The 17,448-nt window shown below is 62.6% G+C and carries 17 protein-coding genes; 8 read left to right on the top strand and 9 right to left on the bottom strand.

From position 1 onward, the window contains the following. Positions 1–278 precede the first annotated feature (278 nt). The 7 genes from V6B08_RS17445 (at position 279) to V6B08_RS17415 (ending at position 7,135) form a co-directional block, all read left to right on the top strand. Entirely contained in the window at positions 279–911 is a 633-nt protein-coding gene (locus V6B08_RS17445; protein ID WP_341983227.1) for a GntR family transcriptional regulator, read from the top strand. 45 nt (positions 912–956) lie between these two features. Continuing rightward, positions 957–2,063: an ABC transporter substrate-binding protein gene (locus V6B08_RS17440; protein ID WP_341983225.1), complete on the top strand. Its 1,107-nt coding sequence runs from the start codon at positions 957–959 to the stop codon at positions 2,061–2,063. Positions 2,064–2,102: 39 nt separating this feature from the next. Continuing rightward, on the top strand, positions 2,103–2,891 hold the full coding sequence (locus V6B08_RS17435) for an ABC transporter permease (protein WP_341983223.1): 789 nt from the start codon (positions 2,103–2,105) through the stop codon (positions 2,889–2,891). Positions 2,892–2,909: 18 nt separating this feature from the next. Beyond that, positions 2,910–4,004 carry an NAD/NADP-dependent octopine/nopaline dehydrogenase family protein gene (locus V6B08_RS17430; RefSeq protein ID WP_341983221.1) on the top strand — a complete coding sequence of 365 codons (1,095 nt, stop codon included), beginning with the start codon at positions 2,910–2,912 and terminating at the stop codon, positions 4,002–4,004. A 27-nt stretch (positions 4,005–4,031) separates the two neighbouring features. Continuing rightward, complete coding sequence (locus V6B08_RS17425; RefSeq protein ID WP_341983219.1) at positions 4,032–5,129, top strand: NAD/NADP-dependent octopine/nopaline dehydrogenase family protein; 1,098 nt, start codon at positions 4,032–4,034, stop codon at positions 5,127–5,129. Positions 5,130–5,200: 71 nt separating this feature from the next. Then, positions 5,201–6,301 (top strand): ABC transporter substrate-binding protein, encoded by a 1,101-nt coding sequence (locus tag V6B08_RS17420; protein ID WP_341983217.1) that lies wholly within the window; start codon positions 5,201–5,203, stop codon positions 6,299–6,301. 27 nt (positions 6,302–6,328) lie between these two features. After that, positions 6,329–7,135: an ABC transporter ATP-binding protein gene (locus tag V6B08_RS17415; RefSeq protein WP_341983215.1), complete on the top strand. Its 807-nt coding sequence runs from the start codon at positions 6,329–6,331 to the stop codon at positions 7,133–7,135. A gap of 109 nt (positions 7,136–7,244) precedes the next feature. Here the strand turns inward: V6B08_RS17415 and V6B08_RS17410 are convergent, their stop codons facing one another. After that, entirely contained in the window at positions 7,245–8,729 is a 1,485-nt protein-coding gene (locus V6B08_RS17410) for an amidohydrolase family protein (RefSeq protein ID WP_341983213.1), read from the bottom strand. 31 nt (positions 8,730–8,760) lie between these two features. On the opposite strand from V6B08_RS17410, the gene V6B08_RS17405 reads away from it, so the two are divergent. Beyond that, positions 8,761–9,621 carry an SMP-30/gluconolactonase/LRE family protein gene (locus tag V6B08_RS17405; RefSeq protein WP_341983211.1) on the top strand — a complete coding sequence of 287 codons (861 nt, stop codon included), beginning with the start codon at positions 8,761–8,763 and terminating at the stop codon, positions 9,619–9,621. Here the strand turns inward: V6B08_RS17405 and cofC are convergent. Genes cofC through V6B08_RS17365 form a run of 8 tightly spaced genes read right to left on the bottom strand, consistent with a single transcriptional unit; the run spans position 9,606 to position 17,444 of the window. Beyond that, a complete protein-coding gene (gene cofC / locus V6B08_RS17400; RefSeq protein ID WP_341983209.1) occupies positions 9,606–10,244 on the bottom strand; it encodes a 2-phospho-L-lactate guanylyltransferase in 639 nt (212 codons plus the stop codon). The genes V6B08_RS17405 and cofC overlap by 16 nt on opposite strands. 3 nt (positions 10,245–10,247) lie before the next feature. Continuing rightward, on the bottom strand, positions 10,248–11,207 hold the full coding sequence (gene cofD / locus V6B08_RS17395; protein ID WP_341983207.1) for a 2-phospho-L-lactate transferase: 960 nt from the start codon (positions 11,205–11,207) through the stop codon (positions 10,248–10,250). Positions 11,208–11,222: 15 nt separating this feature from the next. Continuing rightward, positions 11,223–11,990 carry a coenzyme F420-0:L-glutamate ligase gene (cofE, locus tag V6B08_RS17390; protein ID WP_341983204.1) on the bottom strand — a complete coding sequence of 256 codons (768 nt, stop codon included), beginning with the start codon at positions 11,988–11,990 and terminating at the stop codon, positions 11,223–11,225. A gap of 23 nt (positions 11,991–12,013) precedes the next feature. After that, the gene (locus V6B08_RS17385; protein ID WP_341983202.1) at positions 12,014–12,226 is read right to left on the bottom strand and encodes a MoaD/ThiS family protein; all 213 of its coding nucleotides are present in this window, start codon (positions 12,224–12,226) and stop codon (positions 12,014–12,016) included. A 47-nt stretch (positions 12,227–12,273) separates the two neighbouring features. After that, positions 12,274–13,278 carry a glucose-6-phosphate dehydrogenase (coenzyme-F420) gene (fgd, locus tag V6B08_RS17380; RefSeq protein WP_341983200.1) on the bottom strand — a complete coding sequence of 335 codons (1,005 nt, stop codon included), beginning with the start codon at positions 13,276–13,278 and terminating at the stop codon, positions 12,274–12,276. Between the two features lie 34 nt (positions 13,279–13,312). Next, on the bottom strand, positions 13,313–15,703 hold the full coding sequence (gene cofH / locus V6B08_RS17375; protein WP_341983198.1) for a 5-amino-6-(D-ribitylamino)uracil--L-tyrosine 4-hydroxyphenyl transferase CofH: 2,391 nt from the start codon (positions 15,701–15,703) through the stop codon (positions 13,313–13,315). A 7-nt stretch (positions 15,704–15,710) separates the two neighbouring features. Continuing rightward, a complete protein-coding gene (gnd, locus tag V6B08_RS17370; RefSeq protein ID WP_341983196.1) occupies positions 15,711–16,685 on the bottom strand; it encodes a phosphogluconate dehydrogenase (NAD(+)-dependent, decarboxylating) in 975 nt (324 codons plus the stop codon). Positions 16,686–16,721: 36 nt separating this feature from the next. Beyond that, positions 16,722–17,444 carry a carboxymuconolactone decarboxylase family protein gene (locus V6B08_RS17365; protein WP_341983194.1) on the bottom strand — a complete coding sequence of 241 codons (723 nt, stop codon included), beginning with the start codon at positions 17,442–17,444 and terminating at the stop codon, positions 16,722–16,724. Positions 17,445–17,448: the final 4 nt, after the last annotated feature.

The raw sequence follows: 17,448 nt of genomic DNA, 5'->3' as shown, positions 1-17,448 counted from the left end.
GCCAGTAATGGCGGCCTGAATTTTAAGCAGATGATTTTTTATGCGCTTAGGACGGGGGAATCATGCCGGATTTCTGCCGCTTTCATTGTGCCCAAAGGGGCTGCCTGGGGCCGATCTAATATTTCGATTTGACTCAATAGTCTGTCTCTGATATTTCACAAAGAGCGCAGTGCCTCTTCTTTTGGTTGAGTTTTCGGCCAAAATACAGGGAATAACCCAGACTTATGTCGCTAAAAGTAGTAGCGAGTGACAACCAAGATATTTCACAGCAAGGCTCTTTGCTGCGAGAGACGGTTTATGCCCGCCTACGTTACGAGGTGCTCTCCTGTCAGCTCGCCCCAGGTGAGCCGCTGCGCGAGCAGGAACTGGCGGCACGCTACGAGGTGAGCAAGCAGCCGGTGCGGGAGGCCTTGTTGCGGCTGGAGCGCGAGCGGCTGGTGACCGTGCTGCCGCGCCAGGGTTATCGCGTCAATCCGATCTCGCTGTCCGATGCCCGCGATCTCTGTCGTTTCCGCGAAACCCTGGAGCCGATCTGTGCCAGCGAAGCGGCCCGGCAGGCTAGCGACGAAGAACTGGCCGCGCTGGAGGCCTATCGCAGCTTCAGCGGGGATAGTTCTGCCTTCACGGCCTATAACCGGCATTTTCACTGCGCCATCGCGGATGCCTCGGGTTCGGCACGGATGGCGGCGACGGTGCGCGAATTGGTGGAGCAGGCCGAGCGGCTGGTGCTGGTGAGCCTGCAATCGGTGAAGGGGCGCAATAATGCGCTGCTGGCGGCCGAGCATGGCGACATCGTCGATGCCCTGCTGGCACGCAATGGCCGCCAGGCCGCCAACCTGCTGCGCGATCATGTTGTGCGGGCCAATGCCCGCATTCTCGAATTCCTGTCTCGCTTCCCGGTGGTGCCGTGATGCTGCCGGAGCATTTTGTCACTGCCTAGGAGATCCGGGGGGATCATGACGCAACACACTGCCCGCACCCATTCTGCCTTCGCGTCCTGCTTGCGCGCTGCTGTCATTGCCGGCCTGTCGCTGCTGCCCCTGGCGGTGCATGCGCAGGAAAAGATCAAGATGGGCACGCCGGCCCGGGTCAATATCGGCTATTCGCCTTTCCTGCTCGCGCGTGACATGGGCTACTTCCAGCAGGAAGGCCTGGAGGTCGAAATCATCGAATTCCTTGGCACCTCGGTCCTGATCCCGCAGGTGGCGAACAAGGGCGTGGATATTGGCTTTCCCGGTGCCGACGCGGTGATCATCAGCCGCCAGCCGGGCCGCGACTACATGCCGGTGCGTTTCTTCTACAACGTGACTCGCAAGAACCCGTGGGATTTCGTGGTGCCGGATAACAGCCCGATCAAGCGGGTCGAGGATCTGCGGGGCAAGAAGATCGGCGTCGGCGCGCTGGCCAACGGCAATGTGCCGATTGCCCGATCGATGTTCCGCGAGATGAAAATGGAAGCCGGCCGCGATTACGAATTCGTGCCGACCGGCGTTGGCGCTCCGGCGATCCACGCCATGAACACTGGCCAGATCGATGTGTTCAACGGCTTTGATGCCACCATTGCCTTCCTGGCTAATGCCGGGATCAAGCTGCGCTATCTGCAGCAGCCGCCGAAATACACCAACCTGATCTCCAACGGCATGATGACGCACGAGGATACGATCAAGAACCGGCCGGAAATGCTCGGCAAGTTTGGCCGTGCCGTCGCCAAGGCCATCCTGGCCTGCGAAGCCGACATCCCGCATTGCATCCGCTCCGCCTGGAAGCAGTATCCGTCGCTCAAGCCACAGGACAAGACCGATGAACAGGCCCTGGCCGAAGCGATCCCGACGGTGACCAAGCGCATGGAATCGATGCTCACCTTCGCCGACCCGAAGGCGCCGCGCCGCTTTGGCGAGTACCAGCCGCAGATGTGGCAGGACTACATCGATGTGCTCTATGACGGCGGTGAGATCACCAGCAAGCAGATTGATGTTGCGTCGCTCTATACCAACCAGTTTGTCGATGCCATCAACGCCTTCGATCCCGCCAAGGTACTGGCTGATGTGAAGGCCCGCCGTTGATAGGCACAGCTTTGAGCGCTCAGCGCTGAGGAGAGGGATATGCTGCGTCGCAATCTAGCCAATGTAGTCTATCCGATGATCACCCTGGTGGTGTTGATCATTATCTGGACGGTGTCGATCCGGCTGTTCAAAGTGCCGAACTACATCCTGCCGGAACCGATGGCCGTGCTGCGTCAACTGCACAAGGGCTATATCCTTGGGGATTACTGGCCGCATGTGCTGTTCACGCTGCAGAACACGGCCATCGGCTATTTCTTCGGCTGCAGCATAGCCATCGTATTCGGCGCCTTGCTGGCGGAATCGCGCAATTTCGATCGCTTTGTCTATCCCTTCATCATTGCCCTGCAGTCAATGCCGAAAGTGGCGCTGGCGCCGCTGATCATCGTCTGGTTTGGCTTCGGCATGCTGTCGAAGGTGGTGATGGTGGCGCTGATCTGCTTCTTCCCGCTGTTCATCAATACCAGCGTCGGCATCAAGCAGACCCCGCAGCCGCTGATTGACATGATGAAGGTGTTCTCCGCCTCGCGGCTGGAAATCTTCTTCCGTCTCAAATTGCGCGCCGCCATGGGTCATATCTTCGCCGGACTGCAGATCGGCGTGGTGCTGAGCCTGATCGGCGCGGTGGTGGCCGAATTCGTCGCTTCGACCAAGGGCCTGGGCTACCTGGTCTCGACGTCGCAGGCGAATTTCGATGTCGCAACCATGTTTGCTGCCTTGGTCGGCCTGATCGCCATCGGCATCACGGGCACGCAATTGGTCCGGCTGTTCCACGGCATCGTGGTGTTCTGGGAAAGTAACAGCAGCAGCGAAACCGTGGTTTCCGAGTAGGGTTTGGAGGAGTGGGGCGTGAGCAACGGTAAGGAAATCTGGACGATCATCGGCGCCGGCATGGGCGGCAAGGGGCTGGTGGCCCAATTGGGCATCGATGGTTGTCGGCTGCGCATCCACGACATTGACGATGCCCAGGTGGCAGGCATGCGTGCCGCCGGCGGCCTGCATATCGAAGGTCGTGATATTCCTTTTGCGCCGGTGGAGATGGCCACCACGGATCTCGCCGCGGCCGTCAAGGGCGCCGGCGTGCTGATCGTCAGTACCTATGGCAACGATCATCCTGCGCTGGCGCGGCAACTTGCACCGTTGCTCGAAGATGGCCAGTTGATCGTGCTCTGCCAGGGCCATTTCTGCGGCCCGCTGGTTTTCCGTTCGGCACTGGATGCCGCCGGCTGCAAGGCCATGGTCGATATCGCCGAGATGGATGCTTATCCTTACATGCTGCATGTGAAGGCGCCTGACCGCGTCATCATGACCACCATCAAGGAGAAGTGGCATCTTTCAGCCTTACCGGCTTCGCGTACCGAAGCCTGCCTGGCGCGCATTGTTCACGCTTTTCCAGGCTTGCAGGCCGCCGGCAATATGCTCGAGACGGCATTGGTCGATCTTGGTGGCATCCTGCATGTCGGCGGCATGATCACCAATGTCGGCATGGTCGAAGGCGATCAGACTTACAATTTCTACGCCAATAACATGGTACCCAGCGTGTGCAACCTGCTGCTCGCCATGGACCGGGAACGGCTGGCAGTGGCACAGGCCTTCGGCATCAAGACGGTGGATATCCCCACCTGGCTGGCGGTTACGTATTCCTTCCGCGACATGACATTGCATGAAGCGCTGCAGAAAATGGCGGTGACACATTATCGCTATGCGCCCGCGCCGAAATCACTGACCCATCGCTATCTGGTGCAGGATGTCGGCTGCGGTTTGGTGCCGCTGGCGGCCCTGGCCCGCGTGGCCGGCCTGGCAACACCGGTGATCGACTCGGTGATCCAGATCGCCAATGCGCTTACCGGGCGTAATTTCCATGAGGAAGGGCGCAATCTCGCCGCGCTCGGCCTTTCCGGAAAGAACATCGCACAGATCAACGCCACCATCACCGGCAATTGAGAAAAGCCCCCAGAGCAGGACGTAAACATGGCTTCGATCACCAAACAGGACATCATCACGATCATTGGCGCCGGCATGGGCGGCAAGGGTCTGGCGGCGCAACTCGGCATCACCGGCTTTCGCCTGCGCATCCATGATATCGACGATGCCCAGGTGGCGGGCATGCGTGCCGCTGGCGGCCTGCATGTCGAAGGCCGCGATATCACCTTCGCACCAGTGGAGATGGCAACCACGGATCTCGCGGCGGCTGTAAAGGGCGCTGCGGTGCTGATCGTCAGCACCTACGGCACCGATCATCCGGTGGTGGCGCGTAACCTGGCGCCGCTGCTCGAAGATGGCCAGACCATTGTGCTCTGCCAGGGCCATTTCGGTGGCGCATTGCTGTTCCGCGCTGCACTTGATCGCCTTGGCTGCAAGGCAAAGATCGATATTGCCGAGATGGATTCCTATCCCTACATGCTGCATGTGAAGGCGCCAGACCGGGTCATCATGACCACGATCAAGACGCGCTGGAACCTGGTGGCGATGCCGGCAGCGCGCTCGGCCGCAGTGCTTGAGCGCGTTGGCATTGCCTTCCCGAACATGGTGACGGCGCCGAACCTGCTGCATACCGGCTTTGTCGATCTCGGCGCGATCTTCCATGTCGCCGGCATGGTCACCAATGTCAGTCGCGTCGAAAATGACGAGAGCTATAATTTCTACACCGCCAACATGGTACCGACGGTGTGCGACCTGATCGCCAAGCTGGATGCCGAGCGCGTAGCCGTGGCAGCGGCCTATGGCGCCAAGATCATGAATGTGCGCGATTGGCTGGAACTGACCTACCAGTTGCATAACCCGACCCTGCAGGAAGACATGCAGGAGATGGGTCGTACCCATTTCCGCTATGCCCCGGCGCCAAAATCGCTGGAGCATCGCTATCTGGTGCAGGATGTGGCCTGCGGCCTGGTGCCCATCGCCTGCCTCGGCCCGCTCGCCGGTGTGCCGACCCCGGCTGCCGATACAGTGATCCGCTTCGCCGGCCTGCTCACCAATCGTGATTTCTACGCCGAGGGCCGCAACCTGCATGTGCTGGGCCTGGAGGGTAAGACCGTGGCGCAGATCGTACAGACAGTCACCGGCTGATCGCCCAAAAGAGAATAACAGGAGCAACCAGGCGCCGTGTTGGGCGTCGCGAACAGACAAGGAGCATCCCTATGGCGTTCAAGTTCACGGCCCTGAAACGTATTGCCACCGGCGCGCTTGGCGCAGCCATCCTGCTTGCCGCCCCGGTCCTGCCGGCACTGGCGCAGCAGAAGGTGAAGCTTGGCACGCCGGCACGCATTACCTACAGCTATTCCCCATTCCTCATGGCCATCGAGATGGGCTACATGAAGGAAGAAGGTATTGAGCTTGAGATCATCGAGTTCCTGGGTACCTCGCTGCTGGTACCGCAGGTAGCCAACAAGTCGGTCGATATCGGTTTTCCCAGCGCGGATATCGTGATCATCAACCGCCAGCCCGGCAAGGACTACATGCCGGTGCGCTTCTTCTACAATTCGGCGCGCAGCAATATCTGGGAATTCGCGGTGCTGGAAAACAGCCCGATCAAGTCCATTGCCGATCTCAAGGGCAAGAAGATCGGCATTGGTGCCCTTGCCAATGGCAATGTGCCGATCACCCGCGGCATGTACAAGGAAATGGGCATGACTGCCGGCAAGGACTATGATTTTGTCCCCACCGGCGTTGGTGCCCCGGCGATCCGCGCGCTTACCAACAAGGATGTGGATGCCTTCAATGGTTTCGACGCGATCATCGCCCAGTTCGAAACCGCCGGCCTGAAGATCCGTCGCCTGGAGCAGCCGCAGAAGTATCGCGGCCTGCTCTCCAATGGCTTCATGGTGCATGAGGATACGCTGAAGTCGAACCCGAAGCTGCTGGCCGGTTTCGGCCGGGCCATCAGCAAGGGCGTGGTGGCCTGCGAGGCGAATATCGATTTCTGCGTCCGCAATACCTGGAAATACTATCCCAGCACCCGTGGTGACGGCGGCAGCGAAGCCGAACAGCTTGCCTCGGGCCGTCATATCCTGCAGTCGCGCATGCTGCGCAACTTCGACTTCACCGATATTGGTGGCGCGCGTCGTTTCGGCGAATACGCTCCGCAGGTCTGGAAGGACTATATCGACGTGCTGTTCGATGGTGGCGAGTTGACCACCAAGCAGGTCGACATCAACAGCCTGTACACCAACGAGTTCGTGCCGGAATTCAACAAGTTCGACACGGTCCAGGTGCAGGCGCAAGCCAAGGCAAGGCAGTAATCCATGGTTAGTGCGGCGGGGGCGAGTATGGTGAGCGGTACTGCGGCGGCGACCGAGAGGCCGGTGCTGCTGGATATTGACCGTATGACCGTGACCTACGCGTCCTCGCGTGGTCCGGTCACGGCGGTGAGCAATCTGTCGGCCAAGATCCGTGATGGTGAATTCGTTTCGGTTCTCGGTCCGTCAGGTTGCGGCAAATCCACCCTGCTGGGTGTGGTGTCTGGGCTGCTCAAGCCCAGCGCCGGCCAGGCTCTCCTGGGCGGCGTGCCGGTGAACGGGCCGCGCCGCGATGTCGGTGTGGTCTTTCAGCGACCGACATTGCTGCCCTGGCTCACCGTGATGGAAAACGTCATGGTGCCGGTTCGCACCCTCAAGCTGCCGCAGAAAGAGTATACCGCGCGTGCCGAGGCGTTGATCGAGATGGTCGGCCTGCATCGTTTCCGCAATCACTATCCGAATGAGTTGTCTGGTGGCATGCAGCAGCGTGTGGGTATTGCCCGCGCCTTGGTGCATGACCCAAAACTGCTGCTGATGGATGAGCCTTTCGCGGCATTGGATGCAATGACGCGCGAGAAAATGTCGCTGGAACTGCAACGCATCTGGACGGATGCGAAGAAGACGGTGTTGTTCATCACCCACAGCATACCGGAGGCGGTGTTTCTCTCGGACCGCATTCTGGTGATGTCTTCTTCGCCGGGCCGGGTGGTGGAGGATATCGCTTGCGACATCCCACGGCCACGCAATCTTGATACGCTGGAAGAACCTACCTTCGCTGCCGCCTGCAACCGGCTGCGCCGCCTGTTCGACGCGATCGAGGCCGGTGCCCAGCACTGAAGCGCCTGTCTGATATATGGGATTGGTAACGCCGGTTCGGCCCGGCCGTACCGTGGCTCTGGCGATGCAACCCCTGCCGCGAACAAGACGCAGCAGGGGTGATCCTGGCCTAGGGCAGGCGGTAGACCGTCTTCACATTGTCGACGGCCACCTTCTGCGCCAATTGTGGTGGCAGTTGCGACAGCAGATGGCGCGCGCCCTGGGTAAGCGGCACCGTCCGCTCCAAGAAGATATTGCCGGCCGAAGCCCGCTGGTTGCCGCCACTACCAGCGCGCAGGCCCACGGCCGACGAGCCATAAAAGCGGTCAGTACCGATCACAAAGCGATCAGGGAATTCGGCGATTAAGCGTCGCCATTCTGGTTTTAACCTGCTTTCGCCAGCCAGCGGTGCATTCGGCTGTGGCGATTGCGGCATGGTCTTAAGGCTCATGTAGAGATTGGGATGCTGCTGCATCATGCGGCGGATTACGTCTACATTCAGCTCGCCGGTATGATCGATGCCGGCATGGGCCCAAATGATGCGCGCGCCACGATCATGCGCCAGCAGCTTCTCGAATTGGGCTAAGTTCGGCACCAGCGAGGCTGGATTGCGCTGCGACATATCCCGCAATCGAGGCTGTGTCGGCATCGGCTCGATCACCAGATCCATATGGATATCAATCACTGCATTACGCTTTGCTGCGATCTCGGCCAGCAGCAGGAAAAGCGGGTGATCAGGGCGCGCACGATGATAGGCATGGGATTCATTAAGAGACAGGTGGGTGGCCGCCATTTCGCCAAAGCCAGTAGCCCCTGCATCCAAGATGCCATTGGCTATATCGGTGAACTTCTTCCGCGTCGCTTCGCTCACGGTCTCGGCGTCCGGGTCCTGCAGGATCATTGGGTTCAGCGTGCCGCCACCACCGAGGAAGGCAAAGCGGGTCGGGTGCTTCTTAATCGCATCGACGAAGTCGGCAATGTCGTAGAGATTGTTGCCTGGAGGCTGCGGTGTTGGCATCACGATGGCGATGCCAATATCATTCTTGTCCATATCGGCCAGGGCAACTTGAACTGCACCGGCCCAGTCACCGGTCGTGTTGGTTGCGCCGCTGACCAGATGCACATGCGTGTCTATCCAGCGCGGTACCTCGCCTCTGGCTCGCGGGCCAGCTCCTTCTTCACGCGGCATCCCGCCTTGGCCAGCCTGGCCGCCGCCCTGTCCCCCACCACCCTGGCCACCACCATGCATACCGCCAGGGGCGTTGCCATCGCCTTGCTGCATGCCTTGGCGGCGCATCGGTTGCGCTTCGGCAAGCGGCATCATCGCCAGCGAAACGGCGCAGACCCCCAGCGCCGCTGTGACCCAGGTAAAAACACGATTCTTTGACATACTCAGCATTGGAATCTTCCCCCTAAAACCAGCAGTGCAACTGGGCTGCAAATGTGAACGCACAAAGTCTAACATCCGAAATATGTGGAAATCACGCTTCTGAATCAGATGAAATAAGTTGGTCTGCGAGACATTGTTTGAGTTGCAGGTGACGATTCGATTCGTGTTTGTAAAATTGAAAAAAGCTGGCGCTGTTCCAGCAGGTGGCGCGGGTGCTGTATTCATGCGACTATCTGGTTGTGCGCAAGAAAGGTAGATGGCCGGTATGGAATTCGAGCGTCTGATTGATCGGCCGTTGCAGATTGGCGAATCGCCGGTCTGGGACGAACAGCGGCAATGCCTGTGGTTCGTCGATATCCTGGCCCCAGCAATCCTGCGCTACGACTGGGCAAGCAGAAGCCTTGCCGATTCCGCCATGCCCAGTGCCGTGGGCAGTATTGGACTGGCTAGCCAAGGTGAATTGGTCGTCGCCCTGCGCAGTGGCGTGCATCTGTTCAATCCCGATACCGGCGCGCTGCGTTTCCTGGTGCAGCCCGAGCCAGACCGGCCGATGAACCGGCTGAATGATGGCAAGGTGGGGCCGGATGGCTGCTTTTGGATCGGCAGCATCCACGATGCCTCGCCGCGCCAGCCCACCGCCGCCCTCTACCGCGTCACGCCCGAGGGCAAGTCGCAGCTTGTGCTGGATGACCTTAAGGCCTCCAACGGCCTGGCCTGGAGCCCCGATGGCGGCATTCTGTATCACGCCGACACGCGCGGCCCCTATATCGCAAGCTATGCCTTCGATCGCGCCACCGGGGCCTTGTCGGAACGGCGCCTGCTGCGCGAATGCGACGAAGCATCCGGTCTGCCTGATGGTGCCGCCGTGGATGCCGAGGGCTGCTACTGGAGTGCCGGGGTAAGTGCCGGTTGCCTCAACAAGCTGGCACCCGATGGCCGGTTGCTGGACAGCATAAAGCTGCCGGTGGCGGCGCCGACCATGCCCTGTTTTGGCGGGCCGGATCTGCGCACGGTATTCGTCACCTCGTTGGCTAAGAACGCCGAGCCAGGCAGCTTGATCAGTTTCCGCGTGGAAACGCCGGGCCTGCTGTCACCGCGGTTTCAGGTCGCGGCCTGACGCTGCCCGAGGGCAGTCGGCTCGGCCACGGCTTGCCAGGCGGCATAGTCTTCCGGCGTGTCTATGTCGCAGGCCAAGGTTGGCTCGGGCAGCAGGTGCGGGGTGATGCCGAGGCGCGCCGCTTCCGCCTGATGCAGCAGGAAACTGCCGGGTCCGAAGCGGAAGCTGAAACGCGGCGCGATGCCGGGGCCGAGGCGCAGCAGGTTGGTTCCCTGTCCAGCATGATCCGGCACCAGCAGGATATCCGCCGGCATATCGAGGGCCGCCCGCAATGCCGCCGGTGTCGCCAGCGGCAGATCGGTCGGCAACAGCAGCAGGCTGCGTTGCGCGAAATCCTGTCGCTGCCGCGCTAGCTGCGTGATGGCACCGCTCAAGGCCTCGTTCAGGCCGGCCTGCGTTTCGTCGAGAGTGGAAATGCCGGCCGCTGCAGCCATGGCAGTGGCTTCCCTATCGGCAGTCACGACGTGGATGTCTGGCTTGGGCACCAGCGCGGTGATCCGCGCCAGGGTGTCGTGCAGGAAGCGCCGGCAAAGCGCTTCGCGTGCAGCCGGGTTCAGCACAGGCGCAAGCCGGCTCTTGCCCTGGGTGAAGGGGCGGCAGGGGATCAGCACCAGCGGCAGCATTTTTCAGCCACCCACCGGCAGCGAACGGGCGAATTCCAGCACTTCAGCCGCCAGCCGCTCGCTGTCTTCCGGTCCGCGCATCAGCGTATCGGTGATCCGCACCGCCAGGCCGGTGGCCGCGATGGCATCGGCCAGGGCGGCATCGGCCTTATCGATCACCAGGCCATGCAGCAGGCCACTGTATTTCTCCGCCACGGTGAGGCTCGAGGGTGTGTGGCCCAGCTCGCGCATCATCTTCGCCGCCGGGCCCTTCACGGCGGCACCGCCGATGATCGGCGATACCGCAACGCGCGGTACCTTGGCGGCCAGCAGCCGCGCCTGCATGTCGCCCACCGCCAGGATCGGGTCGATGCTGACATAGGGGTTGGAGGGGCAGACGATGATGGCTGCGGCTGCCGCGATGGCTTCAGCTACCATTGCTGGCACGCGGGCTTCGCGCGCGCCATCGAATTGCAGGCCGCTGATGGCCACGTCGCAGCGGCGGCGCACGAAATAGTCCTGGAAGTCCAGCAGGCCTTCCGCCGTCTGCACGCGGGTGCGCACGATGTCGTCGCTCATCGGCAGGATCCGGCTGGCAATGCCATGGCGTTGACAGAGGCGTGCCGTCACCTGGGTCAAGGTGTCGCCCTGGCCGAGCCATTCCCGGCGTAACACATGCGTGGCGAGGTCGCGGTCGCCGAGCAGGAACCAGTCCGGCCCGCCGAGTTCGCAGAGCTGCGCCATGAAATTCCAGCTCTCATTGGCAACGCCCCAGCCGGTTTCCGGATTGGCGCAGCCGGCCAGGGTATAGGTCACGGTATCGAGATCCGGGCTGATCGGCAGGCCGAGATGCTCGAAATCATCGCCGGTATTGACGATCACGCTCAGGTGGTCGCCAAGCAGGCGTGCCAGGCCGCGCGACAGGCGCGCGCCTCCAACGCCACCGGCAAGGGCGGCAACGCCACCGGCCAGGGCGGCAATCATGTGGCTTTCCTCGGTTCAGCGGAACAAGTCATGCTTCTTGCTCCGCAGCAATTCGCTGGCATCACCGGGCCGGAAGGAAAGCGGGAAGCCGCGCATATGCACGGCTGGCAGGCCTTCCGCCGCCTGGCCCATCAGCAGCGACGCTGCCGCCGCCACTTCGTCGGCGATGCCCACCTCGGTATGGCGCAGGCTGCGGCCATTGCGGTCGGCGATGCCGCGCATGTCCCACAAAGCCGGCGGGCCGCTGACGCCAATGGCGGTGCCGATGGTGCCGTTGCGCCAGGCGCGGCCAAAGCTGTCGTTGATCACCACGCCGATATCGCGTCCCAGCAGCCGCTGCAAGGCCGCGCGCAGGCCGGCGGCGCTGCGGTCCGGGTCTTCCGGCAACAGCAGTACGGCTTCATCGGCCTCGCTGCCTTCGACATTCGAGGCATCGATGCCGGCATTCGCCATCACCATGCCGAGACGATGCTCGACGATGATAACGCCGGGCTGGCAGCGCACGACATCGGCGGATTCACGCAGGATCAGCTCCACCACGCGCGGGTCCTTGCCGGCTTTCGTCGCCAAGGCTTCAGCGCGTTCGCCAGGCGTCACATCGCGCAACTGCACCAGGCGGCCTTCGGCCTTGGACACGATCTTCTGCGCCACCACCAGCACGTCGCCATCAGCGGCCTCGATGCCATTGCCATGCATCGCTTCGGCCAGCAAGGCGCCGAGATCATCACCCGGTCGGATGGTCGGCAGGCCGGCAAGCGCGGTGAGTGTCATGCGGCGTGACATGCAGGTCCTGAACCAGCGGCGGCCTAGCCGCCCTCCATATGCGGGAAGAAATCGATCGCAGCGCCATCATTGAGTCGAGCCGACAGCGGGACGGCGACATTGTCGATCGCCGCGAGCCAGACATCATGCTGCGCCTGCAGTCGTTCCAGCAGGTCGGCGACGCGGGTTTCATCCGGCAGGGCCAGGCGCAGGCTGGCAGCGCCATCGGGCAGAAAGCGCCGCAGCTCGCCGTGCATGTTCACATCCACATGGATCATGGCCGGCAGTATATTGCTGTTCCGGCTCAGCCGAAAGCCGCCCGCAGCTTCGGTATCACCTGCTCGGCATACAGCTTGATGAAGCGCGCCTGATCCGGCCCCGGGGCATGGAACACCAGGTGGCGGAAGCCGAGTTCGACATAGGGGCGGATACGCTCCACCTGCTCGTCCGGGTCGTTGGAGACGATCCAACGGCTGGCGGCGCGCTCCAGCGGCAGGGCATCGGCCAGCCGCTCCATTTCCAGCGGATCTTCCACGCTGGTCTTTTCCTCGGCGGAAAGCGCCAGCGCGGCCCAATGGCGGGTATCCTCCAGGGCGCGCTGCTTGTCGGTGTCGAACGATACCTTCACCTCGATCATGCGGTCGATACTGTCGGCGGCGCGGCCCGAGGCTTCGAGGCCTGCCGAGACATTCGGCAGCAGGGTTTCACGGTAGAGTGCCGGCGCCTTGCCGCTGGTGCAGATGAAGCCGGCGGCAACCTTGCCGGCGAGCGTGGCGGCGGTGGGGCCGGCAGCGGCAACATAGATCGGCACCGGATTTTCCGGCCGATCATAGATGGTGGCATTCTCGGTACGATAATACTCGCCCTCGAAGCTGACGCGCTCCTCGCGCCACAGGCGGTTCATCAGGGTGATGGATTCCTTCAGGCGGCCAAAACGCTCCTTGAAGCCCGGCCATTCAATGCCGATGGCTGGCACTTCGTTCAGCGATTCGCCGGTGCCGACACCAAGGATGATGCGGTCCGGGAACATCGAGCCGAGTGTGCCAATGGCCTGCGCCACCACGGAAGGATGATAGCGGAAGGTCGGGGTCACCACGCTGGTGCCGATCAGTACCCGGTTGGTACGAGCACCGGCGGCACCCATCCAGGCGAAGGAATAGGGCGCATGGCCGTTGGTATGGCGCCAGGGCTGGAAATGGTCGCTGATGAACACGGAATCGAAGCCGGCGGCTTCAGCGAGGCAGGTGAATTCCAGCAGGGCCGAGGGGGTGAATTGTTCCGCCGATGCCTTGTAACCGATCCTGAGCACAACAACCTCCGTTGCAACGATATACTGGGAAGAACTAGACGACGTGCCGCGCCAGCGCCTTGGGATCGCTGGGCGGGGTAAGTACGATGGGCAGCAATTCGACGGCTGCCTCGGCGGCCGACTGGCGCTCGCGGCTCACCGGGCGATAGAGCGTGTCGCGCTGCATCGGTACGCGGCCGATGCCCTGGATCAGCGCCTGCATTTCTGCTGGCGGCATTTCCTGGCCATGCTGGGTGCCGGCGGCGCGCGAGATGCTCTCGTTCATCAGCGTGCCGCCGAGATCATTGGCGCCGGCACGCAGGCAGAGTTCGGCACCAGCCTTGCCCATCTTCACCCAGGAAGTCTGTATATTGTCGATTTCGCCATGCAGCGCCAGCCGCGCCACGGCATGCATCAGGATCGCTTCGCGCACGGAAGGTCCGCGCCGCGCGCCGCCTTTCAGGAAGATCGGCGCTTCCATGGCAACGAAAGGCAATGGCACGAATTCGGTGAAGCCGCCGCTGCGTTGCTGCAGGTCGCGGATCGCCAGCAGATGCAGCGCCCAGGAATCCGGACCATCGACATGGCCATACATGATCGTGGCGGTGCTGCGCAGGCGGGCGCGGTGCGCCGCTTCCATCACGCTTAGCCATTCGTCGGCATCCAGCTTGTCTGGGCAGATCACCGCGCGCACCGCAGGGTCCAGGCTTTCCGCCGCCGTGCCCGGCAGGGTGCCGAGGCCGGCATCGCGCAGGCGATCGAGGAAATCCGGCACACTGAGGCCCAGCGTGCGCGCGCCCTGGCTTACTTCCAGCGGCGAGAAGGCATGCACATGCATCTGCGGCACGGCGCGCTTCACGGCGCGGCAGATTTCCAGATATGTCTCGCCGGTATATTCGGGGTGGATGCCACCCTGCATGCAGACTTCGGTGGCGCCGCGGTCCCAGGCTTCGATGGCGCGGCGGCTGACTTCTTCCAATGCAAGATCATAAGGCTTGCCACGTAAAGCCTCATGGGTCTTGCCCTTGGAGAAGGCACAGAAGCCGCAGCGGAAATAGCAGATGTTGGTGTAGTTGATATTGCGGTTCACCACGTAGCGCACGGTATCGCCGACGCTATGGCGACGCAGTTCGTCGGCGGCTTCGCAGAGGAAGCGGAAATCCCGGTCGCGCGCCGTGAACAGCATGGCTAATGCGGATTGATCCAGGCGCCTGCCGGTCGCGGCGATGGCGGCCTGGCGCTGCACCGCGCCATCCACGGCCGCGAGATAGGGCCGGCGCGTCACATCGCTCAGCGCCCAGTCGGAGAGCGGCAGGCCCGGGGCCCAGCTATCGCTGCGCGCCAGGCCTTCGCCATCGCTGGCGCGCAAGGCTGCCGGCTGCATGGCCGCATCGAGCCAGCGGGCTGGCTGGCGCAGGTAGCGCGGATAGATCGCCAGCCGCTCGACCAGCAGATGCCCGGCATCCGCCGTGGCCTGGGCCAGGGCTTCGATCTGTGGCCAGGGCGCTTCGGGATTCACATGGTCTGGCGTCACCGGCGAGATGCCGCCCCAGTCATTCAGGCCGGCGCCGATCAGCGCGGCATAGCCATCCGGCGTCAGGTTCGGCGGCGCCTGGATATTCATTTCCGGGCCCAGAATCAGCCGCGCCACGGCGATGGTCCAGCGCAGGTCGTCGAGGTCCGGTTCCGCAGCAGCAGCCAGCTTGGTGCCGGGCTTGGCGCGGAAATTCTGCACGATCACTTCCTGGATATGGCCATGGCGGGCATGCAGCTCGGCCAGTGCCAGCAGCGACTCAATGCGTTCGGCGCGGGTTTCGCCAATGCCGATCAGAATGCCGCTGGTGAAAGGGATCGCCAGTTCGCCGGCAGCGTTGATAGTGGCAAGCCGTACCGCAGGGTCCTTGTCCGGCGAGCCGAAATGCGGCCCGCCGCGCTGGCAGAGCCGTGCTGAGGCGCTTTCCAGCATCAGGCCCATGGAGGCCGAAACCGGGCGCAGCATCGCCAATTCGTCGCGCGTCATCACGCCGGGATTGAGATGCGGCAGCAGGCCGGTCTTTTCCAGCACGGTGCCAGCAGCATGGGCCAGGTAATGCAGCGTGCTTGGCATGCCCATGGTATACAGCGCGTCACGGGCAGCGGTGTAGCGGTCCTCCGGCTTGTCGCCGAGGGTGAACAAGGCTTCGTTGCAGCCGGCATTGCGGCCCTGCTCAGCAATCTTCAGCACTTCATCCAGGCTGAGATAGGCCGGCTGTGTCTTGCTCGGCCGTTCGGCGAAGGTGCAGTAATGGCAGACATCGCGGCACAGCTTGGTCAGCGGAATGAAAACCTTGCGCGAATAGCTGATCCGCCGGCCATGGCCCTGGTCGCGGAGTGCAGCCGCCTCGGCGAGCAATTCCGCCAGCGGCAGTTGCTCCAGATCGCGCGCGAGAGACAGGGGGCGGGTCATGCTCGGCTCACTTGCTCTCGGTATGGCCGCCGAAGCCGGCGCGCATGGCAGACAGCACCTTCTCGGCGAATTTCTCCTGGCGCCGCGAACGGAAGCGCGCGAACAGGGCGGCGCTCAGTACTTCCGCCGGCACGGCCTGCTCAACAGCGGCCTGCAACGCCCAGCGGCCTTCGCCGGAGTCATTCACCTGGCCGGAATAGGCGGCAAGGTCGCCATCCTTGGCCAGCGCCGTCGCGGTGAGGTCGAGCAACCAGGAGGTCACGACACTGCCGCGCCGCCACACTTCGGCGATGTCGGCAACTTCGAGATCAAGGCGCAGTTCCTCCGCCACATGGCCGTCGCCGGCATGGCGCATGATGTCGAAACCTTCCGCCATCGCCTGCATCATGCCGTATTCGATGGCATTGTGAATCATCTTCACGTAATGCCCGGCGCCATTGCCGCCGGCATGCAGGTAGCCCTGCTCGACGCGGGCATCGCGACCCTCGCGGCCGGGTGTGAGCGGAATTTCGCCTCGGCCCGGGGCCAGCGCGGCGAAGATCGGATCGAGATGCCGCACGGCGGCATCGGGGCCGCCGATCATCAGGCAATAGCCACGCTCCAGGCCCCAGACACCGCCGCTGGTGCCGACATCGAGATAGACCAGGCCCTTTTCGCGCAAAGCTGTCGCGCGACGGATATCATCCTTCCAGAAGCTGTTGCCGCCATCGATCAGCATGTCGCCCGGCGCCATCAGGGCGGCCAGGGCATCGACATTCTGCTGCGTGATGGCGCCTTCCGGCAGCATCAGCCAGATGGCGCGCGGCGGCTTCAGTGCCTGCACCAAGTCGCTCAAGCTTTCCACGGCGCGGGCGCCTTCGCCGGCCAGCGCGGCGCGGGCGGCGGCATCGCGGTCATAGACCACGCAATCATGGCCGGTGCGCATCAGGCGGCGCACCATATTGGCGCCCATGCGGCCCAATCCCACCATCGCGATCTGCATCTGCACTCTCCTCACGTAACTCAGTTGCGGCCAAGCCTAATTGCGACCATCAAGGCCAAGCAATTCGGCGCCTTCCCAGGCCGTGGTCATGGAATCGCACAATTCCATGATCTGCACCACTTCCAGCACTTCCGCTTCGCTGGTGCCAAGTGCCCGGGTCTTGTTCTCATGCACTTCGATGCAGCCATCGTTGAAATTATCCGAATAGCCATGGTTCTTCAGCGTGATCGCCATGGAAAGAAGCTGCACGCCGCGCTCGTCGATGCTGCGCGGCGAAAGCTTGATGGCATCCGAGCGTTGCAGATACAGCTTCAGCCATTCGCCATCGGCGCTATAGACCCGGAAGCCATTGGCGATGTATTTCCGCGTCTCGATAATCTTCTGGTAGATTTCGGCCAGCGTACCCTGGCGCGGCGGCTTCACTTCCGGGAACAGGCCGGAACGCCATAGGCCCAACAGCTTTTGCGCGTCCTGGAAGCCGCGCAGGCCGCGATAGAAATCCAGGATTTTCAGCACCAGGCGCAGGTCATCATCGGTAGCGCCGGCCGCCAGCGCGCGCTGGCGATGGTGCTGCGCCGCCGCCGCATAACGGTTGATCACGTAGCCGGCAACGAAAACCAGTTCGCGCAGTTTCGGCGCCAGTTGGCCCTCTTCGACGCGGGCGAAACGCTGGCGCATTGCATCGAGCCAGGTCGGCTCACCCTTGAACACCGCCAGGTAGGTCGGCTCAGGCGCGGGGATTATGGTCAGGGTGGTCATGCTT

The sequence above is a fragment of the Ferrovibrio sp. MS7 genome (genome assembly GCF_038404985.1).
In the GTDB taxonomy this organism is placed as follows: domain Bacteria; phylum Pseudomonadota; class Alphaproteobacteria; order Ferrovibrionales; family Ferrovibrionaceae; genus Ferrovibrio; species Ferrovibrio plantarum.
The sequence above is the reverse complement of the archived record's forward strand: the minus strand, read 5'-3'. Positions and strand labels throughout refer to the sequence as shown.